The organism is Brevibacillus formosus (genome assembly GCF_003013405.1).
GTDB lineage: Bacteria > Bacillota > Bacilli > Brevibacillales > Brevibacillaceae > Brevibacillus > Brevibacillus formosus.
The window spans coordinates 90,400-116,110 of sequence record NZ_PXZL01000013.1 but is presented as its reverse complement, the minus strand read 5'-3'; the positions used below and the strand labels follow the sequence as shown (position 1 = coordinate 116,110).

General features: G+C 46.8%; 22 protein-coding genes and 1 other RNA gene. 7 read left to right on the top strand and 16 right to left on the bottom strand.

Annotation, left to right across the window (positions count from 1 at the left end; genetic code table 11):
• Window positions 1-68 precede the first annotated feature (68 nt).
• The 7 genes from C7R91_RS13050 to C7R91_RS13020 all read right to left on the bottom strand — a co-directional run bounded on the left by C7R91_RS13050 (window position 69) and on the right by C7R91_RS13020 (window position 7,547).
• The gene (locus tag C7R91_RS13050; protein WP_047068726.1) at window positions 69-926 is read right to left on the bottom strand and encodes a patatin-like phospholipase family protein; all 858 of its coding nucleotides are present in this window, start codon (window positions 924-926) and stop codon (window positions 69-71) included.
• Window positions 927-1,037: 111 nt separating this feature from the next.
• Window positions 1,038-1,349 (bottom strand): hypothetical protein, encoded by a 312-nt coding sequence (locus tag C7R91_RS13045; protein WP_047068725.1) that lies wholly within the window; start codon window positions 1,347-1,349, stop codon window positions 1,038-1,040.
• A 46-nt stretch (window positions 1,350-1,395) separates the two neighbouring features.
• Window positions 1,396-2,955 carry a solute symporter family protein gene (locus C7R91_RS13040; RefSeq protein WP_371863593.1) on the bottom strand — a complete coding sequence of 520 codons (1,560 nt, stop codon included), beginning with the start codon at window positions 2,953-2,955 and terminating at the stop codon, window positions 1,396-1,398.
• An 89-nt stretch (window positions 2,956-3,044) separates the two neighbouring features.
• Complete coding sequence (locus C7R91_RS13035; protein ID WP_047068723.1) at window positions 3,045-4,571, bottom strand: solute symporter family protein; 1,527 nt, start codon at window positions 4,569-4,571, stop codon at window positions 3,045-3,047.
• Complete coding sequence (locus tag C7R91_RS13030; protein WP_047068722.1) at window positions 4,571-4,918, bottom strand: DUF485 domain-containing protein; 348 nt, start codon at window positions 4,916-4,918, stop codon at window positions 4,571-4,573. The genes C7R91_RS13035 and C7R91_RS13030 overlap by 1 nt, the downstream gene beginning before the upstream one ends.
• A gap of 149 nt (window positions 4,919-5,067) precedes the next feature.
• Window positions 5,068-5,796: a LytR/AlgR family response regulator transcription factor gene (locus C7R91_RS13025; RefSeq protein ID WP_047068721.1), complete on the bottom strand. Its 729-nt coding sequence runs from the start codon at window positions 5,794-5,796 to the stop codon at window positions 5,068-5,070.
• Window positions 5,796-7,547, bottom strand: coding sequence for a LytS/YhcK type 5TM receptor domain-containing protein (locus C7R91_RS13020; protein ID WP_047068720.1), 1,752 nt, complete (start codon window positions 7,545-7,547; stop codon window positions 5,796-5,798). Before C7R91_RS13020 ends, C7R91_RS13025 begins: the two co-directional genes overlap by 1 nt.
• 131 nt (window positions 7,548-7,678) lie before the next feature.
• Between C7R91_RS13020 and asnB the strand changes: the two genes are divergently transcribed.
• Window positions 7,679-9,526, top strand: coding sequence for an asparagine synthase (glutamine-hydrolyzing) (gene asnB, locus C7R91_RS13015; RefSeq protein WP_047068719.1), 1,848 nt, complete (start codon window positions 7,679-7,681; stop codon window positions 9,524-9,526).
• 72 nt (window positions 9,527-9,598) lie between these two features.
• On the opposite strand, the gene C7R91_RS13010 is transcribed toward asnB, so the two are convergent.
• Window positions 9,599-10,135, bottom strand: coding sequence for a hypothetical protein (locus C7R91_RS13010; RefSeq protein WP_047068718.1), 537 nt, complete (start codon window positions 10,133-10,135; stop codon window positions 9,599-9,601).
• 208 nt (window positions 10,136-10,343) lie between these two features.
• Between C7R91_RS13010 and C7R91_RS13005 the strand changes: the two genes are divergently transcribed.
• Window positions 10,344-11,525, top strand: coding sequence for a NupC/NupG family nucleoside CNT transporter (locus C7R91_RS13005; RefSeq protein WP_047068717.1), 1,182 nt, complete (start codon window positions 10,344-10,346; stop codon window positions 11,523-11,525).
• A gap of 198 nt (window positions 11,526-11,723) precedes the next feature.
• Complete coding sequence (locus C7R91_RS13000; RefSeq protein WP_047069467.1) at window positions 11,724-12,479, top strand: alpha/beta fold hydrolase; 756 nt, start codon at window positions 11,724-11,726, stop codon at window positions 12,477-12,479.
• A gap of 130 nt (window positions 12,480-12,609) precedes the next feature.
• Here C7R91_RS13000 and C7R91_RS12995 read toward each other — a convergent pair whose 3' ends face one another.
• The 7 genes from C7R91_RS12995 to rnpB form a co-directional block, all read right to left on the bottom strand.
• Complete coding sequence (locus C7R91_RS12995) at window positions 12,610-14,649, bottom strand: molybdopterin-containing oxidoreductase family protein (RefSeq protein ID WP_047068716.1); 2,040 nt, start codon at window positions 14,647-14,649, stop codon at window positions 12,610-12,612.
• 96 nt (window positions 14,650-14,745) lie between these two features.
• Window positions 14,746-15,918: a DUF418 domain-containing protein gene (locus C7R91_RS12990; protein WP_047068715.1), complete on the bottom strand. Its 1,173-nt coding sequence runs from the start codon at window positions 15,916-15,918 to the stop codon at window positions 14,746-14,748.
• A gap of 42 nt (window positions 15,919-15,960) precedes the next feature.
• A complete protein-coding gene (locus C7R91_RS12985; protein WP_047068714.1) occupies window positions 15,961-16,554 on the bottom strand; it encodes a TetR/AcrR family transcriptional regulator in 594 nt (197 codons plus the stop codon).
• Window positions 16,555-16,706: 152 nt separating this feature from the next.
• Window positions 16,707-17,192: a MarR family transcriptional regulator gene (locus C7R91_RS12980; RefSeq protein WP_047068713.1), complete on the bottom strand. Its 486-nt coding sequence runs from the start codon at window positions 17,190-17,192 to the stop codon at window positions 16,707-16,709.
• Window positions 17,193-17,289: 97 nt separating this feature from the next.
• Window positions 17,290-18,801 carry a monooxygenase gene (locus tag C7R91_RS12975; RefSeq protein ID WP_047068712.1) on the bottom strand — a complete coding sequence of 504 codons (1,512 nt, stop codon included), beginning with the start codon at window positions 18,799-18,801 and terminating at the stop codon, window positions 17,290-17,292.
• A gap of 162 nt (window positions 18,802-18,963) precedes the next feature.
• The gene (locus C7R91_RS12970) at window positions 18,964-21,300 is read right to left on the bottom strand and encodes an S-layer homology domain-containing protein (protein ID WP_047068711.1); all 2,337 of its coding nucleotides are present in this window, start codon (window positions 21,298-21,300) and stop codon (window positions 18,964-18,966) included.
• Between the two features lie 277 nt (window positions 21,301-21,577).
• An RNA gene (rnpB, locus tag C7R91_RS12965) (RNase P RNA component class B) lies at window positions 21,578-21,967 on the bottom strand.
• Between the two features lie 147 nt (window positions 21,968-22,114).
• Here rnpB and C7R91_RS12960 point away from each other — a divergent pair.
• The 4 genes from C7R91_RS12960 (at window position 22,115) to C7R91_RS12945 (ending at window position 24,831) form a co-directional block, all read left to right on the top strand.
• Entirely contained in the window at window positions 22,115-22,417 is a 303-nt protein-coding gene (locus tag C7R91_RS12960; protein ID WP_047069466.1) for an ArsR/SmtB family transcription factor, read from the top strand.
• Window positions 22,418-22,569: 152 nt separating this feature from the next.
• Window positions 22,570-23,754, top strand: a complete 1,185-nt coding sequence (locus tag C7R91_RS12955) for an MFS transporter (RefSeq protein WP_106786198.1) — start codon at window positions 22,570-22,572, stop codon at window positions 23,752-23,754.
• Between the two features lie 221 nt (window positions 23,755-23,975).
• Entirely contained in the window at window positions 23,976-24,284 is a 309-nt protein-coding gene (locus C7R91_RS12950) for an iron-sulfur cluster biosynthesis family protein (protein WP_047068710.1), read from the top strand.
• Window positions 24,285-24,297: 13 nt separating this feature from the next.
• The gene (locus C7R91_RS12945) at window positions 24,298-24,831 is read left to right on the top strand and encodes a gamma carbonic anhydrase (protein ID WP_047068709.1); all 534 of its coding nucleotides are present in this window, start codon (window positions 24,298-24,300) and stop codon (window positions 24,829-24,831) included.
• A gap of 143 nt (window positions 24,832-24,974) precedes the next feature.
• On the opposite strand, the gene C7R91_RS12940 is transcribed toward C7R91_RS12945, so the two are convergent.
• Window positions 24,975-25,658, bottom strand: coding sequence for a DUF1385 domain-containing protein (locus C7R91_RS12940; RefSeq protein WP_047068708.1), 684 nt, complete (start codon window positions 25,656-25,658; stop codon window positions 24,975-24,977).
• Between the last annotated feature and the right edge of the window lie 53 nt (window positions 25,659-25,711).

Here is a 25,711-nt window from a genome sequence, read left to right as displayed (position 1 = left end):
CTTTGGAAAAACCTGTTTCACGTGATTTTGCCGAAAAAACATCCGCTAGGCAGATATCTCCTCATTTTTCAGCTGTTCCTGCCAAGACCAAGCCATGTACAAAGCCCAGAAAATTGGGTATGAGCATCCTGGTAGCCTTGTCTGTAATAATGCTCCAGCTTCTCCTCTTGACGTTCAAAACCTCGTAGAAAGGTACCCGCAGGAGGTGCGATAACAAACGCTTTACCTTCCTTCTGCATCTCTTTGACCTGCTCTAAAGTCTCGTAATAGATGCGAAAATGACGAATAAAAGCTTGGCACAAGCGCGTACTTCTGGAAAAAAGACGCTCGACAAACGAAAGCTTGCGCATCCACTCACTTGGCGGACATGAAGAAGTAAGCACAATAATATGCTTTTGATTGCCATCAAGCATGGACTTCATGAAAGGTACCGGATGCACGATGCCTCCATCCCATAGCTTACGTCCGTTGATCGTAACCTTGGGCGATAGAAACGGAAGACTGCACGAAGCTCGAATCACATGGAAAATATCCTCACAGTCGTCTTTCGTAAAGTAAACAGCTTCCCCTGTCGTGCAATCCGTCGTAACGACGACAAACTTTTCCTTCGCTTCGCGAAACCGATCAAAGGCAAACGGTTCCAGCTTGTTAGGCATCTCATTGAAAATAAAATCCATACCAAATAGTGAGCGCTTCTTGATCAAATTTTTATAGTGAAAGTATCGGGGATCGCGAATGTATTTCATATGATAAATCTTGCCCAATCCGCGCTGCCTCGCCAAGTAAGCCGCTCCATTGCACGCACCTGCTGACACGGCAATCACATACGGGATGTATAGCTCCTGCTCCATAAAGTAATCCAAAACGCCAGCAGTATATATCCCACGGCTACCCCCTCCCTGCAAAACGAGCCCGACCTTTTCCATACCAATCACCCATTTTGATGTCGTTTACCCGTAGTATGAATAATTGCCCAATGAAACATGCAGGGCCGGGTCGCGCCAATGAAAAAGGCGACCCTCAAACGGAGTCGCCACTCAATCGTCTTTTTTCATCATGCTGTACTCATCCCGGACCATCGTTACGTCTTGCGCTTGCTGTGTCAACTCCAGCTTATAGAGGATATCTGCAAGCACCGCTGCATAAATCAAGGTTAACTCCCCGGTATTGACCGGCTCACGAAAGTAGCTTCCAATCATTTCATAGCCTTTTCGCTTATAGGCTTCGGTATCTTCCTCTTCCAGCGCTTCACATAGCTCCTCAATCAAATCATCCAGTGCCAGCCTTGCGCGCTCATAAACGTCTGGCTGGTCATGTGATAAAGCGTCTGACTCTTTCGTCGTACCCACTTGCCCCTCCTCCTTCTACTCCTAGAGTGGGGCACACGGAAAGGCTTTATGCAGATTCCTGCTGCGTTTCCCCAGGTGGAACTCGGATTCCCGTCAACGCCTGAAGCAGTACACGTTGGTACTTCATTTCGGCATCCGGATCAGGTCGATCCAGTAGTGTTCCGAGCACCGCCCCTAAAAAGCCGAGTGGTATAGAGACCAATCCAGGATTCGTCAGTGGAAATAGTGGCTCCGCACGAATAAGTCCGGTTAAGGGATGCATAACAGTCGGTCCCAAAATGACAAGGACTACTGATGCCGTTAACCCTGTCAGGACGCCACAAATCGCTCCTCGCACGGTAAACCGCTTCCAATACAACGTAAACAACAGCAGTGGCAAATTGGATGATGCTGCTACCGCAAACGTTAGCGCAACAAGAATCGCCACGTTCATTTTTTCTGCACCGATAGCCAGCCAAATGGAGATCACGCCCACCGCTACTGATGAAAGCTTTGCCATGGTGACCTGTTCTTTTTCCGATGCCTCCCCTCGCCTGATAAGATGACTGTAGACATCATGCGCGAACGCAGAAGAGGCGGAGAGCACTAGCCCTGTCACGACTGCCAATATCGTCGCGAAGGCAACGGCAGCAATATACGCCATCAAAAACTCTCCACCGAGAGCATCCGCCAATAGCGTAACGGTCAGATTTCCCCCGAAGCCGACATTTTTCAATGCCTCATAGCCTACAAACGTGCTCGCCCCGAAACCGAGAAAGATCGTCATTAAATAAAAGGCGCCGATGACCCAGGTAGCGGTGTAAATCGAATTTCGAGTCGTCTTTGCGTCCTTGACTGTGAACAACCGGGAGATAATATGGGGAAGTCCCGCGGTACCGAGAATCAAAGCCAAATGCAGGGAGATCGTTTCCAGTGGATCATGAAGTTGATTACCCGGCTGCAAGAACTGTTCCTGAAGAGGTGTAATCGTACTTACATGGGAAAACATTTCAGAGAAGCTCCAATCAAAACGCGCAAACACCGTCAGACTTAGGATCAATGTACCTGTCAGGAGCAAAATCGCTTTAATAATCTGAACCCACGAGGTCGCTACCATCCCGCCGAACACGACGTAAAATGTCATCAGGCTCCCGACAATCAGGACCGCCGTATCGTAACGCACTCCCAATAAATAATGAATGAGGGCACCCGCCCCAACTAATTGCGCCAGCATGTAAAAAATCGTAATTAATAGAGTCGTACAGGCAACAACGCCACGCAGCCAACGACTGTCAAACCGGACGGCAATCGCGTCTGCCAACGTATAGCGCCCCAAATTATGCAATGGCTCCGCAACTAAAAACAAAATAATCAGATAAGAGACAAAAAAGCCAATCGCATACACGAACCCGTCGAAGCCGTACATCGCAATCGTTCCCGCAATCCCCAAAAACGAGGCAGCACTCATGTAATCGCCTGCAATGGCAATGCCATTTTGTAACCCGTTCAAACGATTTCCTGCTGCATAGAAGTCTCTCGTCGTCCCAGTCTGTTTGGCAGCTGAGTAAGTGATGGCCATCGTTCCGATAATGACGGCAAGGAAAAAGATGATCGTCGTCACGGACAATACCTCTCCCTTCTTGCAAAAATGAAAAAAAGACCAGGGGCTAACCCCAGCCTTCTCTTCGTGGCATGAGCTTCCTACGTTTACTGTTTCTACGCTGAATCTTTCATTCCTGTATTCGCTTTCACCAAAATTTCATCGTACTTCTTATCATCACGGGAGCTGGACAACAAGGTTCCGATCCACGCTGCCAAAAACCCTAACGGGATCGAGACAATACCCGGATTCGGCAATGGAAACAGCGCTTCGCCGACCAAAATGGCTTTTCCAGCCACAGGATTCCAAACATTCGGACTCAACGCAACCAGAATGAGAGCACTGAACAATCCGACGAGCATCCCGCTGATTGCTCCTGCTGTATTGAATCTTTTCCAGAAGATCGTAAACAAAATCACTGGTAGATTTGCACTCGCCGCTACTGCAAAAGCCAGGGCAACTAGGAAAGCCACATTCAGATTTTGCGCAAACAAGGCGAGCAGGATAGAGACAATCGAGACTCCGACAGACGCCCATTTGGCCATCTTCATTTGCTCATTTTCTGTTGCTTTTCCTTGACGTAATACGTGTCCGTAAAAGTCGTGCGCGAAGGCAGAAGCCGCTGTCAGCACCAGCCCAGCCACTACTGCGAGAATGGTAGCGAAGGCAACCGCAGATACGAAGGCGAACAAGAAGTTACCGCCGAGTGCTTGCGCTAGCAGGGGAGCCCCCATGTTGCCTGCTGGGTCCATATTTCCCGCTCCTACAAACGCTGCCGCTCCGAAGCCGAGGAAGATCGTCATGACATAGAAGGCACCAATAATCCACGTCGCGTACACGACCGACTTGCGAGCTGTCGTGGCATCTTTTACGGTGAAGAAACGAATCAAAATATGCGGCAATCCAGCTGTTCCGAGCACAAGCGCGAGATTCAGGGAAATCGTATCAAGTCCCACTTTAAACTTGTTGCCAGGATTGAGGAATTGCTCTCCCAATGGTGTCACCGTCTTCATTTGCTCGAACATTTTCAAAAGATTAAAATCGAATTTGGCGAAAACCATCATGGAGATAATAAATGTCCCGACCATCAACAAAACTGCTTTGACGATCTGCACCCACGAGGTTGCCGTCATCCCGCCGAATACGACGTAGATCGTCATCAATGCCCCTACGATCAATACGGAGGTCGTGTAATCCAGCCCCAAGAGCAGCTTGATCAAGGCCCCTGCTCCAACCAATTGCGCGATCATATAAAAAATCGAGATGGCAATCGAATTGAGAGCGGCGACACCACGAACCTTTTTATTGTCAAAACGCGCGGCTATCATATCAGCCATCGTGTATTTTCCCAAATTACGCAAAGGCTCTGCTACCAAGTAGAGCACAACGAGATACGCGACGAGAAAGCCGATACTGTAGAAAAAGCCATCAAACCCGCTCAGCGCAATCATTCCGGCGATCCCCAGGAAGGAAGCTGCCGACATGTAATCTCCCGCAATCGCGAGGCCGTTTTGCCAACCCGTCAGTCCTCCTCCAGCGGTATAAAACTCACTGGTCGTATTCGTCTTTTTGGAAGCGTAAAAGGTAATGATCAGTGTCAACAATACAATGACGAGAAAAAGTAAAAATGCAGTAACGTTCATTAGCCCCTTCCACCTGCCTCTTGTTTGATTTTCTCTACGAGTTGATCAAACTGCTCTGCCCGCTTGGTGTACAGAATACAGAGACCCCATGTCATGACGAACTGAGCAAAGGCAAATACCCACGCCCACGAAATGGCTCCAAATGCCGGTTGATTCAATACGGTGAAGTAAGAGGTTAAAATCGGAAGGGTAAAGTAAAACACGAAGAAAAAAATAGAAGATGGCAAAATAAACGCTTTTTTTCTTCTCAAAAGCTCTTTGAAAGTAGCTGACTGAATCACTGCTGCATAATCAACAGCCTGCTTCTTCTGATCCTCGGCTTTTTTTGCCGAAGCGGATTTGCCCATGGGAACCTCCCCCTCATCTACGAAATGTAAGCGCTTCCTATATTGTAGAGAATGCTTTTTTATCCGTGTATTTTTCTGCGTAAGATGTCGGGGAGAGCGTGTCAGTGGCAGAATTTTAACCACAATCTGCAAACGATGGATCGCTAGGCTTACTCCTCGAGACGTTTGAGCAAATCTTTGGCAGAGGTCCGAGATACGGGAATACGCGGTCTGCCTTCTCCCTTCAAAATCAGATTGTAGGCACCGTTGAACCATGGCTCTAGCTCGCTCACGAATTGGAGATTGACCAAATAGCTTTTATGGGTACGGAAAAAATCATATGCAAAAAGCTTTTCCGCCAGTTGTGTCAGAGTCATCCGCGTCGAATAGGTAGCCGTTTGGGTGACGATTTGCACATATCGCTCCTCCCGCACCGCATAGACAATCGTTACTGGATCAATGACCACTAATCTGCTGTTGTCTTCTACCAACAGCTTGGTCCGTTTTGTCTGGACAGGCTCTACTTTCGGCTTGACCAGACGCTCTCGTATCCGTTGCATCGTTTCTACCAGCCGCTTTGGCTCCATAGGCTTCAACAAATAATCGACGGCGTAAAGCTTAAACGCATCGATGGCAAATTCCTCATACGCAGTACAAAAAACGATGAGGGGGTGCTGCTTGCGTGAGGCGAGCATTCTCGCTGCCTGCGCTCCTTCCAGCTCAGGCATTTTCATATCGAGGAAGACGACATCCGGTTCGTGGACATCGACCATCTCCAACAGCTCTCGTCCATTGGTGGCATAGGGCAGCAGTTCTACATCTCCTTCTTGTAGCAGTAAATAGCTCAGTTCTTCGCGTGCTAGTCGCTCATCTTCTGCAATCATGACGCGTATTGGCATCAGGCACTCACCTCTTTTGTAATCGGAATCGTAAACGTAATCATACTGCCGCCTTCTTGTTTGTTGGCAAAATGAAGTTGGGCATCTTGTCCGCACAAGCTGATCAGACGTTGGTTGACATTATGGATGCCAATTCCGTTGCCCTCCTTACTCTCCATCGGCACCTTTCCCAAAACGGGCAGCAAGTTGTCAGGAAAGCCTTGGCCATTATCTTCGATTTGAAAAACAACATGCACATCCTCCCGTTTCACATGGAGAATGATCTCACCGCCGTTCGTGATGTCGCGAACACCATGCTGAATGCAGTTCTCAACTAACGGCTGCAACGTGCCAGGAGGAATAAGGGCTTCCTCTACCCCCGCATCAATGATAGTGCGAACGGCGAATTGCTCGGAAAATCTGATTTTGATAATTTCCAAATAAGCATGCAGGTGATCCAGCTCCTGTCTCACGGTGACAAGCGGACTCGCTGTGAGCTTCAGGTTGAATCGCATGAACACGCCAAGCTGAACGGTCATATGCCGAGCTAGCTGCGGATCAATTCGTATCAAGGTCACAATGGAATTCAACGTGTTGAACAAAAAGTGAGGATGAATCTGCGCCTGTAGCATCCGCAACTCAGCATCCTTCATTAACCCTTTCATTTGTTCCGTGAGAGACAGGGTCAATTGATTGGAGATCAGGTTGCCAAGCCCTTTTGCCAATGCTTCCTGGACTTTTCCTATTTGTTGCGGCCTCCGATAATAGAGTTTGATCAGACCAACGACGCTGTCCCCCTCTTTAATCGGCACGAGAATCGCGGCATGCAGGTTACAATTTTTGCGCTTGCATCCGACGCTCTCTCGCGTCAACCCCTTGTCGATTCCACCGCTATACAGGGCCCGCATATCGAGCTCACTATGGATCGCTTCTCCGGGATGATGATGATCCGCCCCCACTCCTACATGTGCTAGAAGCCGTTCTCGATCGGTTACCGCAACCGCCGCTGCTTTCGTTTCTTTTTGTAAGACGAGGGCTGCTGACTGAGCCGTTTGCGGTGTAAGCCCCCTTTTCAGATGTGGCAAAATTCTTTCCGCTATCGTAAAGGAACGCTCCGCTTCAATGGCTGCCGAACGTTCTGCCTCTTGTAAGGCAACCCGTATCATCGTCGTAAAAATCGCAATCGAAACACTGTTCGTGAGCACCATTGGAATCCCAATCACGTTGACCATGGTTCGCGCCAGCTCAGGCGGAGCTGCCATGATCAATAAAAGCGACATCTGAATAATGGGTGCGAACATGCCAATGAACATGGCTTTGGACGGAGAAATAACCCGCTCCTGTGAGAAAAAACGCGCTACGTATCCTGCCAGCAACCCCGTGATCGGGATCGACAAGCCCATCGGTGCTGCGGCGAATCCGCCCAATTGAAAGACATGAAGCCCAGCAATGACACCTGCCCCCAGGCCAACGAGAGGCCCTCCTAACAAACCTCCAATGACGACTCCTACCAAAGTAGAATTGGCGATTATCTCGTCATAGGACAAACGAAAAATCCAAAACGCAGGAAGATAGCTCTCCCCTTGCACGACCACTCCTGCATATGTACCTGCAATCCCAAACAATCCGAACATGACGGAAAATGCGATTGAAGTCCCTACGTGCAATTCGCGGTCTAAGAGCTGTCGAAACAGCGGTGTCCTTGTCAAAATAAATGCTAGCGTCAAAAGAATGCCCATTCTTTCAATGAGCAATAACGTGAGATTGTCCACCGCAGCCTCCCTTAGTTTAAATCTTCTATAAATTCCGCATATTGCTGTCATTTCCCTGCTGGACAGACAACCTCGCTAGGCTAATTGCATACGCTGTGTGTGCAATGCTTCAGGAGAAGGGTGATCATACCATGTGTGGAATTGTAGGATGGATTGATTGGGAAAAGGACTTATCTGGTGAACGTGATGTGCTGCAAAAAATGACCCAATGCCTCAAGGATCGAGGCCCTGATGCAGAAGGCTTTTGGCTGACTCCTCGAGCGGCCCTCGGTCATCGTCGCCTTGTGGTCGTAGACCCTGCTGGCGGACAGCAGCCTATGTCGGCTCTCAAAAACAAACATGCCTGCACCATGATTTACAATGGTGAATTGTACAATACCGAGGATTTGCGAGCAGAACTGCTTGCTAGCGGACATACTTTTCAATCTCATTCGGATACGGAGGTGCTTTTGCACACGTATTTGGAGTGGGGCCCCGATTGTTTGTCAAAGCTAAACGGCATCTTTGCTTTTGCGATCTGGGACGAACGCGAACAAAGATTGTTTGTCGGTCGTGACCGTATGGGGGTTAAGCCGCTGTTTTATGCACAAAGAGGCAGTTCATTTCTGCTCGCCTCCGAGCTAAAAGCCTTGCTCGCTCATCCCGAAGTCAAGCCAGAGCTCTCTCGTGAAGGCTTGGCGGAGGTTTTCGGAATCAGTCCCGCTCGTACGCCTGGCCATGGAGTTTTTCACAACGTACACGAGGTTCGGCCCGGCTCCTATCTGTTGGTGACGCGTGATGGCGTCAAGCAAAAGCGCTACTGGCAACTCGAAAGCCACCCACATACGGATGACCTAAAGACAACTGCGGAACGTGTCAGGGAGTTAGTCACGGATTCGATTGAACGCCAATTGGTTGCGGATGTGCCCGTTTCTACCCTCTTGTCAGGCGGGTTGGATTCAAGCATTATTACAGCTGTTGCGGCAGATCATTTTCAAAAAACGGGCCGCGGAACCCTGCACAGCTACTCCATCGATTACGTCGACAACCGAAAACATTTTACGGCGAGTGCTTTTCAACCGAATGAGGATGAACCTTATGTGCAACTCGTTACAAAGTTTCTCGGAACCCAGCACCACACGATTGAGTTCGACACTGACGATTTGATCGAATCCTTGAAAACAGCGACACTCGCCCGCGACCTGCCGGGGATGGCTGATGTAGATGCGTCCCTTTACCTGTTTTGCCGCGAAATAAAAAAAGAGACGACCGTCGTCCTCTCTGGCGAATGCGCTGATGAAGTATTTGGCGGGTATCCATGGTTTCACCGAGAAGACTTGCTACATGCCGGAACGTTCCCTTGGTCGAGAGCAACGAAAGAACGTGCCTCCTGGCTATCACCTGAGCTGTGTGATTGGGTCAAACCCGAGGAATACGTAGCCATGCGATATGAGGAATCTCTCGATGAAGTCCCACATCTTCCAGGCGAAGATCCGATTGAAGCTCGCCGACGTGAAATGTTTTATTTGAATATAACGTGGTTCATGAACACGCTGTTGGATCGCAAAGACCGAATGAGTATGGCGGCCAGTCTGGAAGCGCGGGTCCCGTTCTGTGACCACCGCATCGTGGAATACGTCTGGAACATCCCATGGGATATGAAGACGCACGGGAAACGGGAAAAAGGCATTTTACGAAAAGCCATGGAAGGAATCTTGCCTGATGAGGTTTTGTATCGCAAGAAAAGCCCGTATCCGAAAACACATAATCCCGCCTATACGGAAGCCGTTCGCTCTTGGCTGCTGGATATTTTAAACGACTCTTCCTCTCCACTGCTACAACTGGTAGATGTTCCAACAATTCGAAAAATTGCCGAGTCAGATGCACAGGCTTCGAGCATTCCGTTTTTTGGTCAGCTCATGAGTACACCCCAGTTGTTCGCCTATCTTGGACAACTGGATTATTGGCTCCGGGAGTACCGTGTTTCCATTCGAGCCTAGCTATACGAAAATCCGATATGCTAACAAAAGCTCCTCGCCCCTTATGATTCGGGGGAATTGAGGAGCTTTTCGTTACTTTTTGTTTTTTCCCCGTTGCTTGGTTCTACGTACGGGTTGTGCCTTCGGGTTGAGGGGTATGGTAGCAAGAGATTGATATCTCAGATCAAACTGCTCGCCTGAGCGTTTCATGATCGTGAACGATTTGGTTGCGCCGACTCGGATCAACCGGTAGTCCACTCTTGTTTTTTTCCCTCCCCCGCTCAGTATCGCAGCCACGGTCCGATGATCCGGCAGATTCACTTTAATCTGCAAAGACAAAACGGTTGCAGGAAAAGGTGGGATGTCACGATAAGGAACACAGAGCTTACCTTTTAGCATCCGCAAATGGAGATTCCGAATCATCACTTCCGTCAATTGCTTCCCCCAATACCGGCGGAAAATACGGGAGATTTTTCGTTTGGTGTTGTACTTTTCGGGCAATGGCGTGTAATCCACACCGTTTACGGTATAAACGAGCTTTCCTCTCGGCGAATTCGCGATCTGAGTCCAGACATGCTCTGCTGAAGTGATAAACTGCTTGAGCCTCTGCAACTCATCCAAGGATTTCACCTCCTCCTTAAACCGTATGGTGGTGGGCTTATGCTAGTACGCCCGATTTCAGCGTTCCAAACGCCAACGGATAATAATTCTGAACATACATATAAATTGCAATCATATTATCAGGATGATAGAATATAAACCGCTTTCACTTCTCTTGTCGGGAAGTGCGTTTTTTTGCCTTTTAAGTTTAGCACTATTTAATTTCTTGGAGGTTGTAATGAATTTCATCATTCCCATCGCTGGCTTATTCATCGTGATCGGGTTAGCATTATTAGGAAGCAATGGACGTAAACAGGTCAAATACAAACCGATCATCGTCATGATTGCTCTGCAATTTTTGCTCGCCTTTCTTCTTCTGCATACCAAGTTTGGGTTTATATTCGTTTCAGCCATTTCCAAATCGTTTGAAAAGCTTCTTGCTTTTGCTGCGGAAGGGATCAATTTCGTATTTGGCAATCTGGCAAACGAAGGACAAATGTCCTTTTTCCTTGGCGTATTACTCCCAATCGTCTTCATTTCCGTCCTGATCGGTATTTTGCGACACTTCAAGATTTTGCCGATTATCATGAAGGCAATTGGCTTTGTTCTGAGCAAAATTAACGGCATGGGTAAGCTAGAGTCTTACAACGCTGTTGCTTCTGCTATTGTCGGCCAAAATGAAGTCTTCATCACTGTGAAAAAGCAGCTCGGCTCCTTGCCGGAGCACCGTCTGTATACGCTTTGCGCGTCTGCTATGTCCACTGTTTCGATGTCGATTGTCGGTGCGTACATGACGATGATTGAGCCGAAATACGTTGTCACGGCCCTGTTCTTGAATCTGTTTGGCGGCTTTATTATCGCATCGATCGTCAACCCTTATACAGTGAACGAAGAAGAAGATTTACTGGAGATTCAAACCAATGAAAAGCAGTCCTTTTTCGAAATGCTCGTCGAGTACATCATGGACGGCTTCAAGGTAGCGGTAGTCGTGGGCGCAATGCTGCTCGGTTTCGTAGCTTTGATCGCTGCTGTGAATAGCTTGTTCGGTATGATTTTCGGCTGGACGTTCCAAGAAATGCTCGGGTTCGTCTTCGCTCCTTTTGCCATCCTGATGGGCATTCCTTTTGCGGAAGCGATGACGGCTGGTAGTATCATGGCGACGAAGCTCGTAACAAACGAGTTTGTAGCCATGATCGAGCTGGGCAAAGTCGTATCTGAACTGAGTCCACGTACAGTAGGAATTCTCTCCGTCTTCCTCGTTTCGTTCGCGAACTTCTCCTCCATCGGCATTATCGCTGGTGCGGTGAAAGGATTGAATGAGAAACAATCCAATGTGGTTGCTCGCTTTGGGTTGAAGCTGTTGTTCGGTGCCACGCTGGTTAGTCTTTTGTCTGGTGTCGTCGTCAGCTTTGTCCTGTAAGTGACATAAGAAAGTGTCCCTCTGCCATGTGCGGTAGGGACACTTTTTTGAATGCAAAGGGTATAGCCAAGTTAAAATTGTTTTGCAATTTGATCGTCTCCTCATTTCTTATGGTTCACCCAAGCTCCCTTACAAAAAAAGGATGATTGCATGGTTTGTGGAAATGAACCAAATGAAAAAAAATCTGGAGGAGATAAAATGAGTGACATTGGAATAAATGAAATGAGTCAAAAGCTCGACATCGGTGGAGTTAGACTATGTTTTAAATATTTTGGTGAAATAAGTGATTTTCCGACGGTGGTTTTTGATTCTGGTTATGGGTGTACGTTGAACTACTGGAGTTCGATTGGTGGTGACATTTCAAAGCATACTAGGATGTTCATTTATGACCGAGCAGGTATAGGGGAAAGTGAAAGTGATAAAAGACCTCGTCATAGTCAGCAAATCATTGAGAATCTTAGAAGCTTGCTTCAGAAAGCAAACGTGTCTCCCCCTTACGTTTTGGTCGGGCACTCTTTTGGGGGATTGAATGTTCGACTATATGCAAGTACATTCCCAGAAGAGGTTGCCGGAGTGATTTTATTAGATCCATGTCATGAAGATCAAAATAAAGTCATGGTGCCTTTGTTCTCTGAAGAAGTTCAAGCAGCGTACTATGGTCAGTTTGTTCTGGAAGGTTCTATTCAAGAGATGGAAGAAAGCTTTGAACAAGCTCGAAATTCTAAATCACTTGGCAACAAGCCACTCATTGTCGTATCGGGTACATTACAACCTCATCATAATCCCGAATCTATGGCTGCTTGGGTCCACTTACATAAAGAGCTTACAAAATTATCAACCCGCAGCAAGCATATCATCGTTGAAAATGCTGGACATGCCATTCATATTGATCAGCCAAATGTTGTCGTAGATATCATTAAAGACATGCTGCTTTTGTGTAAAGCTCAAAAATAATTAAGGTGAATTGGTTCTACAGCAACTATGATCATTGGACAACTCCCTCACTATAAACCATCCCATCCTTTCGGGTAATAAAAGTAACCAGCGAGTGTCCGGCTACAATCGAGACACTCGCTGATTTTTATCATATGACCTTTTCCACATCGACACGTCCGGAAAAAAAGGTAGCTCCTCCCCCCATGTCCGCGATGCGATCCGGGGTCAGCGCATTTACATAATGCTTTGAGTGAGGAGCATCAGCCCACAAGCCTTGACTAACCACCACTCCCGGTAAAACATTTTCTCCTATCGATACAACTAGCTCGCATTCTCCCCGCTCATTCCATATGCGGACCGTATCTCCGTCACTAATGCCTGATGCAGACGCATCTGCCACATTCATATGCAAGCGCGGTATTTTCTCCATCTTCTGATGTTTTTCATTATTCGAGAACGTGGAGTTCAAATAATTGTGATTGGGCCCAGGGACAAATAAATACGGGAAATCCCCATCATTCACCAATGGCGTGTACGTCGGTAATGGGGGGAGCCCTCTTTTTGCCATTGCTTGCGAGTAAAGCTCAATTTTGCCACTTGGAGTTGGGAGATGTTCCAAAAAGAAGGGTTCCAAATTCGCTTTGGCATATTGTTTTTCGACCAAAGTTTCATACGTGATTCCTTCCAAATGAGGATTGCCGTGCCCCTTCAACGCCTGTCTGACCATCTCAGCATCACTGTCTTGAAAAGCAGGTTCGTCATATCCCATGGCAGCAGCCAGCAAGCGGAAAACATCCGTATTGGACTTGCTCTCTCCAAATGGGGCGATCACCGGTTGCTGAAGTTGAATGTAATGATGCCAATACGACGTGTAAAAGTCCGTATTTTCATAAGAGGACGTCGCAGGCAAAACGATATCGGCATAAAGAGCCGTCTCCGTCAAAAATAAGTCATGTACGACCGTGAACAAATCCTCTCTCGCCAAGCCCTGCCGTACTTTGTTTCCTTCTGGTGCAACAATGGCCGGATTGCTCGTGTAGACGAAGAGCGATTTCACCGGCGGCTCTGTATCGAGCAACGCTTTTCCAAGTTCATTCATATTGATGACTCTCGTCTGTTTATTTGCCAGCAAATCTGGTCGCTGCAGGGCAAGCTTGTTGTGCTCCAAGAAGCCTTTATTCCCTTTATTGGCCCCACCGCCTTTGACAAGCCACTGCCCTGTCAGGGCCGGAAGACAAGCTATCGTCCTTACACACATTCCACCATTGTCGTGATGCTGAATGCCATTTCCAATGCGAATAAAGGACGGGGATGTGGTGCCATACATTCTCGCCAACTTGTAAATATCGTCGACAGGGACACCCGTTATAGCTGATACGGTAGTAGGATCGTAGGTACGAACATGTTCCTTAAGCTCTTCATGTCCTACCGTATACTTTTCCATAAAGGCTGAATCCACCAAGTTTTCTGCAAAAAGCACATGCATGATGCCCAGCGCCAAAGCCGTATCTGTTCCAGGCAAAATCGGGATAAACCAATCAGCCCAGCGACCCGTCTGATTTTTGTGGACATCAATCACGACGATCTTCGCTCCATTTTTTCGAGCCTGTTCTGCAAACACCACTTGATGCATGTTCGTGCTAACCGTATTGATCCCCCACATGATGAACAGCTTGGAATGAACAGTGTCTTCCGGATCTGTTCCAAACGCTCCGCCCATCGTGTAGCTGTACCCTACAGCCCCTGCACTGTTGCATATCGTCCGGTCAAGTTGACTAGCCCCCATACGATGGAAAAAACGGCGATCCATGCCTTCCACACTAATCCGCCCCATGTTCCCGTAAAAGCTGTAAGGCAAAATGCTCTCGGGACCGTCTGAGTCGATCAAGGCACGCCAGCGTTCAGTTATGGTGGTAATAGCTTCCTCCCAGCTGATTCGAATAAACTCCCCGCTCCCTTTTTTGCCAACACGCTTCAACGGATGCGTGAGTCGCTTGGGATCGTAGATGCGCTCTGTCATGTTGCGGACTTTGTTGCAAATATTCCCCTTCGTCACCGGATGGTTCGGATCCCCTTCAATTTTGACGATTTTCCCCTCTTTTTTATGAAGGAGCAATCCACATTGGTCCGGGCAATCAAGTGAACAGACTGCTGGAAAAACACCGCTTTCCTGAGTGGTATAAGTCATGAAGGTTCCCTCTTTCTCCTAACCATAAATGGCTTTTATACGCTATTATAATCGATTGAAAAAAGAAGGCACTACCCCTGCGCAAATGAGAAGTTACTAATTATTATTTTTATGTACCATTCGTCTCATTAGGAATTCTAATGGTCCGTTCAGCTTGTATTTTTCTAAAATCGTGGCCAATAGCAGAGAGAGAATCCATATTCCAACCGCAACCAAAGCAGCCATTCCGTTACTAACTCGTCCCCCTAAATCAAGTGCTACTGGCGACAAGAATAAAACCAGCATCGCCTCATTCCATACATAGAATGTCAAGGAACGTTTTCCTAAAGCCATAAACGACTGGAGTAAAGGCCCCGCTTTTTTTACCTTTGCCCCAATGATTCCAAAGAAAGCCGCATAAGCTAATCCTCCAGCAATTCCAGTTAAAATGTGGAATCCATAAACGAAACCAGCGAGAAAAAAGCTTGGGTTCCATCTGCTCCCAATAAAGGTTACAGGCAGTGCTCCTAGTATGGAAACAGCTAAGCCGATCGTTGTAATAATAGAAAGTGTTCGTAACTGTTGCTCGGGCTTGGTTAATAATTGATAGTTGGCAATCCACATACCCAGCAAAACGGAAGGAAGAATCGGGAACATACCATGAATAAAAAAGGGAATAAACGGAAAATGAGTTAAGCTAAGTATCAGCGTGCTAAGATAAGTGTCTGTAGTTAAAAGCTCTGGAGGAAACCCATAATCTCCGATGGATTCCATCGTGAAACCCCACATTATCGGATTGGCGATAATATAGAATACCGTGATAACAATAAAGGTTCGGATCAGAGTCTTGATTTCACGTGTTAACAGCCAACTGACGAGAAGTCCAGCTACCCCGTAGGCCATTAAAATATCTTGACCGCCAATGATCACCACTAAAACGGCTCCAAATACTATCAAATACCAGGAACGCCTCCGGACCGCCTTTAAAGCATCTTTTTCTCTTTTACCTTTCGCCATTTGACTATCAAAAGCCAGTACCAAACCATAACCAAATAAAACAGCAAACATCGCTCTCGCTCTGTTATCGATGATGAGCATGCCAAAAAGATTGACAACTTGATCAAAGAAATTCTGACTTTCCATTCTGTGAACGATCCCGGGTTCCAGAGCGTACAGATACAGTGGGGCATGCGCGAGTGCTATAAGTAGTAACATAGCGCCTCTGGCCAGATCTAATGAAACGGCACGTTTTTTTGTCTCCGCCGTTTTCATATGAGGTAAAACGGACATATGATCCTCTCCTCTTTCGTTGCCAAAAGTTCAACGGTATCGTTAGCCAATGAGCTTCATCACCATTTTTACGAGCTCAACGGCGTATTGCTCCATAGGTATAGATGAATTTGGCTTAAGCATTCTTTCTTCGATCGCTCCGATAATAAAGGATGCGACTATTTCTGTTTGAAAGGATGACGTAAATTCCCCATTCTGTTGGCCTTCCTTGAGAATATCCACTAATATCGTTCTTAGTCCGTCCTCTTCCTGTTCGTCTTCCATTCTGTAATAAGGCACCCCGTTTTCATTCCGAGCAGTAAAGACAATCTCAATCAAGGCAATCGTATGTTTATAATGGGTTTCTTGATAGGTCAGATGTGCCTTTATAAAAGCTTCCAGTTTTTTTGTTGCAGAATGTGATAGCACAACGTTCCTACGAATAAAATCAAGTTGCTTCGCTACCAGAAACTGCAAAGTATGATTCATGAGATCAAGCTTGTCATGAAAGTGATAGGAAATAAGCCCTGTGCTGATCCTGGCTTTTTTTGCTACCTTCGTTAAGCTTAAGTTGTGATAGCCGACCTCTTCCAATGTATCAATGCAAGCAAGAACAATCTGCTCTCTTCTAGCCTCGGCAATAAAAGAATCAGTCATTGCTTTTCCACTCCTGATGCTTATTTTTGATCAATTAACTAAAAAATTGATCGGTCGATCAAATTGTAGGAAGAATGGTTTCATTTGTCAAGAAGACCCCGAGACAATAAAAAGGACACCATCAGTGTGATGGTGCCCCTCTGTCTACGATATCAGAAATCCCAATTCAGCAAGTCCTCCAGCAGTTCGCGGGAAAATGCTAATTGCTCCGGTGTGTATTTATCCAGAAAGCTCTTAAATCGCTGTTCAATGTCCTGATGCAACTGGTGATGAATCTTATACAGCTTTTGTCCCTTTGCGGTTAGTCGATAGTACACTTCCTTCTTATTATCAACCAGCTGTTGCCTTTTAATTAACTCAAGCTTCCATAACTTTTTGCTGATCCGTGTTATGGACCCTTTCGTTAAATTGACTTTTTCCGAAATCGTGGTGACATTGATGGGACCATGATCCCCGATACAGGCAATGAAATGAATTTCGGATAGGGTAAGGTTTAGCTTCATCCCCATCTCGGATTCCAGCTTCTGCATTTCCTCTGCCATTCGCGCAGTCAATTTGCTTTCTCGCAGCTCTTGCTGCGTGACTAGCTGTATGTAAAGCTGTATGATCCGCTGCTTGGAAAGTTCTGTGCTTTGCATATCATGTCTCCTAGATTACCATCTCCTCTCCATTATATACTGATTGTTTCGAGAAAAACAATTCCATTTTGTTTTGTGCAAAACAATCACATTTCAATCATTCATGTCCGCACCAGTGGGTGATTCCTTTCCGAATAGCTTCCATCGGATTGGATTCCTCTTGGGAAACAGCCCATGCGACATATCCATCCGGTCGAATCAACGCTGTATACACATCATGCCAATCAGCAGCTCCCTTAGCAAGCGAAGCGCGAACTACATGGACATGCTTGTATTTCGACCAATCGAGAGCATCGTCCAATCGTTCATCCGAGCCGAAATGCAGCAAGAGGAATGAACCAGAATGAAAAAGCTCGTATGCATTCTGGCACTCACCGTTCACCAGACGCAGATTCAACTCTGTAAAACGTCGACCATTCAATACATGCGGCTGCATCTCCCCAACCGGTTCATACTGGACATTGAACGCAGAGATTTGGGTAGCCAGCAGATAATTTGCCTCGGGTATTTGCAGCAGGTTGGACACCATATTCCTTAAAGCGATAATGGATGGGGAGAATTCCATGCTACCGAACAGCAACGATTGCACCTGTGTATTCGTTAGCAATGCGGTATTGATGGGGAAACGCTCCGTATGATAGCTGTCCAACAGCCAATCCGGTGCCCAGCCTTTTAAATGGGCCGCCAGCTTCCACCCCAGGTTGATTGCCTCTTGCAAGCCAACGTTCATCCCCTGTCCTCCGGCTGGGAAATGAATATGCGCCGCATCTCCCGCCAGGAAAATCCGTCCTTCCCGATAACGCTGAGCTTGCAAAGTCGCATTGCCAAAACGAGTCATCCAAAACGGATCGGAAATTCCTAAATCGTCTCCAAGAATACGCTGCAAACTAGCGCGCAGTTCCTCCAGTGTAACTGGTTCTTCCTTTGGCACAGCCATTCGCTCTGGATCGATCAGCACCACCCGATGCATCCCTTTTGGCAAGGGTACAATCATGACCAAACCTTGCTCATTAAAGCGGGAAAAACTTCCGGATTCTGGCGGATTTTTTAAAACAACATCCCCTTGCATAGCCGTAAAAGTCGCATTCTTACCGACAAACGGAATGCCTGCCTGCTTGCGGACAATGCTGGCAGCGCCATCTGCACCGACCACATAGTGTGCCGTCAGCACTGACTTTCCGTTCGGCCCGGAAGCCTCAACCTGAACCCCGTGCTGATCTTGGTGTACGGCCATTACCTCCACTTCTCTGCGTATTTCCACCCCTAGACTTTTTGCCCACTCATCTAGTATCTTTTCCGTGTCATGTTGGGGAATAATCAGGGTGTAGTTGGAGGAAGAATCCAAGACAGAAAAATCCAAGCGTGTATCAAGCGCAGCAAAATGCCCCGTCGAAATCGGCTTTCCTCTATCAAGTAATTTCGCTTTCAGCCCGCGCAAATCCAGGATTTCAAGTGTGCGCGGATGTACAGTGAGTGCCCGTGAATACGGGGTTGTTTCCTTTAAGCGCTCAAGCACGCACACCTTCACTTTAGCCAACGCCAGCTCTCCAGCCACCATCATGCCAACTGGTCCACCACCAACAATTATCACTTCATAATCGAACTGCATCAAAACCACTCCTCTTTTTGTTTTGCACGAAACAATATGAATATAACACATCTTCTTTTAATTGAAAACCATTTTCAATTAAATGCTTTTTAAAGACGATGCCAGCAAATGAAAAAGCGACCCCTTCTCGAATGGAGGAAGAGATCGCCTTTTTCTATTTTCTTATCGTTTTGCTACGACAATGGCATAGACATGACCTTGGTCATTTGTCCACAAATCCACTTTGTCCTTGGAGGAAAGATCGCTTTCTTTCAAGTCATTACCGTTGTAGTATTTGATCTTCGCGTCTTCCGTCATCTTCAAGCTCGTCGATACGTCATCGAAAAATACGTATTTGTCTTTGTTCACACGGGATTCAATTCCGACGAAACTCACGTTTTCTTTCGCCAGCTTTCCACTGACGGAAGCAGCAATGACATCGCCGTCACGATCAAGGGTCAATGTCACGTACTCGAATTGATCGACGCCTTCAATCGCATCCTCATCCGTTACATCGTACGTCTTGCCGTTAACCTCTACTTTCGCGGAAGTCACTTTGCCGTCATCGTTACGAACCTCAACAGAGTCAACCACGCCGCTTACTTTCCTAGGCGCACCTGTAATGGCTTTTACTTTGCCAGCGTTGTTGAGTGTCAGCGTGTACTCTTTGTCGTTTGATGCTGCATCGCTGTCAATCGTTACGCCGGACAAGAGCTCATACACTTTCCCGTTCACGGTAATTTTGGAACCGGATTTTTTCGTCACGTATCCTTTTACGGTTTGCTTTTCCAAAGCCAGCTCCACGATGTCATTCGTGCCAACATTGTATTTCCATGTAAGGATGCGGTGGTCATTAAACTGATCGGTTTTAATCGTTGTTGGTGATACGGAGCTGCCATCGACAGTCAGCTTCGCGTTGGTCAAGATATCGTAGGTTTTTCCGTCGATTTTGACAGTTGCCAGTTTTCCTGATGCATACGCAGTTGTGTCCGAGACCAGCTTGTTCGTGGCTGCCCCTACACCCTGCTCTACTTTGATCAGATTTCCATTCTTGTCAAACGTAAGCACTGCAATTTGGCTGCTCGTCAACTCATCCAGCTCATCTACTTCGTCTTCGTCTACGAACAGCTCTGTATCTTCATGCACCTCGTAATTGACACCGCCAACGCGAATCAGGTTTTTGTCTGTATCAACGGTGATCGTATCTGTGAAGCTCAATTTCGTGTAAACAAGCTCAGATACTTTGCCGTCCACATTAAGTGTCAGCTCGACCAAGTCATCTTTTTCGATGTCAGAGAACGAAGCACTTGTTGCTTTTGCCTCTGGATGCGCCTTACCTTTGATCGTTGCTTTGGAATCCAGAGTGTAGGTCGTACCGTCTACTCTCAGCTCTTTCTTCGAGTTGGAACCGCTCACGGAAGATACTTTTTCGACAATTCCTTTTGTTGTGTTGTCGCTGATCGTGATGGACTTGATCTTGCCATTGTCACCAACGACTGCCACAAACTTTTGGCCGATGTGAGAACGACTTACATTTACGCCATCTTCTACTTCCAAAACGACTTCTTTTCCATTGACGATTGCCTTGAATTTCTTTTCATCGCCTACAGCCGTTGTAAAATTAAGGCCAGTCTTCACGATTCCTTCGACTATTTCGGAGTCAGAAGTAACTACGGTGAGGAAAGCCACTCGGCCATTTTTCGTGATGTATTCCACTTGCGCGCCTACGACCAGATTGCCGTACACTTGGGCGGAATCAGCCATTTCGATTTCTTTGTTTTGTCCGACTAGTTTCAGCTTTTTGCCAGACTTGTCATACGAAGCGACTGCGCCCTTCACTACTTGAAGCTTCTGAATAGTTCCTTTTGCATTGCCATCTTTGTCGTAGTACGCGCCGTTTGCGTAAACAGGCGTCTCCATAAAGCGATCGGTATACTTCGCAACGATCTCACGCGGAGCTGCTGCTGTCGGTGTTTCCTTTGCATCGTAAATATCTGCTCTGTCCGCTTCCAGCAAGTACGGGATGTACCACTCGCTTGAGGCTGATGGACGTACATCAATCTTCAAACCTTGAACGTAGACAGTCAACGCTTCCGCAATTTTTACATTGTTGTTTGGTTTGAAGGTTCCATCTGGATAACCTTTGATGATGCCTTGGGATACCGCAAGATTAATGTATCCTGTTGCCCAGTGATCTGCTGGCAGATCTTTAAATACGGTCTTTCCTTGAAGTAGCTTTGCTTGCGCATCTGTGTACCCGAGTGCCAGCACCGCAACTTTGGCGAACTCCGCTCTCGTCACTTCTTTATACGGTTTGAAAGTGCCATCGGTATAACCTTTCAGAACACCCGCATAATTCAATTTCAGAATTGCGTCTTTGTTCACATTTCCCCCGATGTCAGAGAATGGCAGTGCCGTAGCAGCCCATCCGGTACCCGGCAATGCAAGCGCGCCTGCCAGAACCGCTGTCGCCAATATTTTTTTGAGATCCTTGCTTCCTCGATTCTTTTCTTTTTGCAAAATAAACCCCTCCATCAATGTAACAGTGTTATCAGTTCATTCTCTCCAGCAGACACTCCCATTTGAAGAAATGATGGAATAGTCCACAGTAGAACTGTTTTCTTCGGCCGAATGCTCTTTTTAGACGACAAGATATCCCAAAAAGTTTCAAAGCTTGTTCACGGTAAATCATTCCACTGTGTTTCAATCATTGATAAGTAGCGGGTTAACGATATTTCGCAGAACGTAAAAAAACCACCTGAGGTCAGGTGGTTTTACGTTTCATTCCAGCAGGAAATGCTATAAGCCAGGTTCTGTCTCTCCCGTGCTTCAAGCGGGGCAATCCCTCGCACCAAGAGCGGTAGCCATCTATCTATGGCATCCGAAGATACCATCCGTCCTTTCCGTTTGATTCCTTCAGGACGGTTCCCCTACCTAATTTGGGTTTCTCGCTCGCAGGGTTTACCGCGTTCCATCTTTTCTGTCGCCAGAAAAGCTACGTTTCTGTGGCACTTTCAGCGTACTCGGGCCTCAGAGAGAGCCCTTTCCACGCCGTCAGCAAGGCTTAACACCTCACTGCCCTGGCTTGCACCAGGTACGAACACTCCAGGCATCTCAGCCTGGGCGAGCCTGGACTTTCCTCTACCGCCAATCGTCGAAACGATTGCAGCAGCGACTACCCACATTTCCTGCACATCAGAATCAGTAACATTTACTCTATCACATGCCTCATACATGGTCAACAAGCAGGATTTGGAAGGTTAGTGAGTATGGTTATTCGTTATTTTCGGTCGGAGGTCTTTACATATCGATAATTCTCGATATAATTATGCGTATGGATCCAATTGAAATTTTCAAAGCGCTGTCCAACGAGTCTAGACTTCAAATTTTGTATTGGTTAAAAGAGCCTGAAAAACATTTTACGCCCCATGAAGGAGTTGATATGAGGAAAATCGGGGTATGCGTCAGCCAGATAACTGAGAAATTGAATATGACCCAATCAACCGCATCCCAATATTTGTCCATTCTCCAACGAGCCGGCCTTATCAAGACGGAGCGTATTGGCAAATACACGTATTATACCAGGGACGAAGAAAAAATACGTGAAATTGGAGCCTTTTTTAGTAGTCAAATATGATCGAAATAAAGCTGAATGCTTCATGGAGTATTCAGTTTTATTTCAAAAGTACATTTCGATATATCTCGATATATCAATATTTCTTAGTTTAGTTCAGCGTTATTGGACCATATCTGATGAAAGATGCAAATAGTTTAACAGGAGTGAAATACATGTCGAATACATGGAAGGTTTACTTTTTGGCATTGGTTAGTTTTTTAGTTGGGACATCCGAGTACGTGATATCAGGCATCCTTGATAAACTCTCCAGTACCATGGGTATCTCAATTACAGCGGCGGGTCAGCTTGTTACTATTTTTTCATTTGTTTATGCAATTTCCACCCCGATCATGATGGCACTAACTGCGAAAATGGATAGAAAGAAGCTTCTCGTTAGTGCACTAGGTATTTTCGTGTTAGCCAATATACTGTCATTCGCTATGCCGAAATTTGAATTGTTTGTCCTGGCCCGTGTGATCATGGCGTTAGGAGCAGGAATGGTTGTTGTGACTGCGTTAGATATCGCGTCCAGGATCGCTCCTGCAGGTAAACAGGCAAGCTCGATTGCAACCGTCATTATGGGATTTACCGCATCATTAATCATTGGTGTTCCCCTCGGACGCGCAGCGGCGGCTGCATTTGGATGGCAATCCGTTTTCGGTATCATTGCGCTGGCAGGACTTCTGGCGATGTTTGTCCTGTCCCGGACGATCCCGCAAGTGCAAGGGGATGAGCCGGTACCTCTGTCTAAGCAGTTAGCATTATTGAAAAACCCGAAGGTCGCACTTGGCTTATCGATTACGTTCTTTTGGCTGGGTGGGTATTCCCTCGCATATACCTACATTTCACCCTATCTTCTCGAAGTCGCAGGCATGAATGAGAATTTGTTGAGCGCAGCCTTATTGGCGTTCGGCGTAGCTAGTCTGATCGGTTCCAAATTGGGTGGTTTCAGCACTGACAAATGGGGAGTATCCCCCACTTTACTTGGTGGAATGATCCTTCACGTTGTAGCTCTCGTTTTGCTTTCAGTTACTGTCACTATCTCGCCTCAACCGTTTACAGTTATCGCCATTTTGGTACTATGGTCTTTCGCTGCATGGTCTTCCGGGCCTACGCAACAGTTTAATTTGGTACGGATTGCACCGAATAATTCAGGGATCATGCTTGGTCTTAATCAATCCATGATGCAGCTCTCGATGGCCGCAGGGGCAGGTATCGGAGGCATTGCGGTTGAGCAAGTTTCCCTGTCGTCGATTACATGGTTGGGTACGATTAGCGTGGCTATCTCCATCCTTGCTTCCCTATTTTTAATCGTTATGTTAAAAGAAAAGGTTGCACAACAGAACACAAACTTATGAACTTCCCCCTCATAAAGCGAGCTTATCATGTCGGGGAAATTGTACAGTAACATTTATAATGGACACATAGTTGTTTGAGCTTACAATGTGGTGGCCTGTACCTTAGTGGTACGGGCTTTAAGCTCGAATAAAGCATTACCTTGCCGATGAGGCAAATATATGGTTTAAGTCACAAAGGTTCCATTTGTAGTACAATAGATAGGCGATAAGGAGGTAGGACGATGATCACCATTACTCCAACTGCGGCAGTACGTCTTGCACAAATGTTTGCGGACGAATCGGATGCTGAACAGCTCGGAATCAGACTCGTCCCGACTACGACGGGATGTGGCAGCTATACATATAGCATCGCCATTACGGAAGCGGAAAAACATGATCTCGAACAAGAAATAAGTGGTATTCGCTTCTTTTATCAAACACATGAGATAGACAAGCTATCTGGGACAGTCATCGACTGCGATCCTGCAACTGGCCGCTTCTCTATTTTCCATCCGCGCCCGATGCAAACAGATTGCTCGCTTACTCATTGATTAGGAGGTAACTATGCTGCTCTTATCATTTGAAAACATCAAACCGAAGATTCACCCTACTGTTTTCCTGGCAAAAGGCTCCGTCGTTTCTGGCGATGTCGAAATTGGCGAGGATTCTTCTATTTGGTACAACACCGTGATCCGCGGGGACATCGCTCCGACAATCATTGGAAAACGCGTCAGTGTACAAGACAACAGTACCCTGCATCAAAGCCCGAACAACCCGTTAATCCTCGAAGACGAGGTGACCGTTGGACATAACGCCGTTTTACATAGCTGCGTGGTACGTCGCGGCGCATTGATCGGAATGGGCGCGATTGTGTTGGATCGTGCAGAAATCGGAGAAGAAGCGATGGTTGCTGCAGGTGCACTCGTTCCTCCAGGCATGAAGGTGCCGCCTCGCTCGCTTGTTGTCGGCAACCCAGCAAAAGTAAAACGCGAACTTAACGAGGAAGACTTAAAAGAATTCGTGCGCATTCGCCAATCGTATGTGGATAAAGGCAAGATGTATCGCCAACTGGAAGAAAGCCCGCTCGAACGGGAGTAGGAATAAGAAAAGGGAGGTCGAGGGCGCATATGCACCTTCTATCCTCCCTGTTTTTTATGAATACTTTTTCAGGATTCAATGACGCTGCTGACCTGCATGGAACAAAAAAAGCGGCGTATCCATAGTGGAAACACCGCTTTTCCTTACGAAGCATTCTGCAATCGATCTACCTCGCGAATGTGCTCAAATAGCATATACGAGCGGATCGCTGTCTCTAAATGAAGCCGATCCGGTTCTTTGGTCGTGCTGTATTTTTGAAAGAAAGCCGACAGCTTGTAAAGAAAACCGAAATATTTACGCACGTAGCGATCCCCGAGCATGCCAACAAGCAGTCCTGCTACTCCGCATGCGACGCTCCATTCCAAGGGTAAAAAGAATACAGACAAAATGAACCCCGTAAAAAACCACACGACCAGATTCGTCGAGCAACCGTCATTCACGATATTTGCCCGTTGAATCTCTTTCAGTGCTGCTATCGACTTCTTCCCCCCATAGCTAAACACTTTATGTTCTGCACCGTGAAATTTTTTCATCTTTTTCGGAAAAACGAAGTGAAAGCCCGCGATGTATACAGCTGCCCACATCGGATCGATGATGGCCCAGTCAGGCTTCAAGATCGCTGCCAGTACATAACCAGCAAGCAGGAGGTGAAACAATTGATAGTACCACGGAAAGGAGAAAAATATTCGATACCAGAGCTTCCCAATCGTTTTCAATGTGATTTTTTCCGCCCACATATGAATCACGCCGTCTTTTACTTCCGCGCAAGCCAGCACATTACGATCATGAAAAAGCACACCGCGTCCAAAAGACATCCCCATAATCATCTCGTTAGCTATTCTCCTTCCGCCCTAATGTCGTTATAATAGGTTGAGTTGTA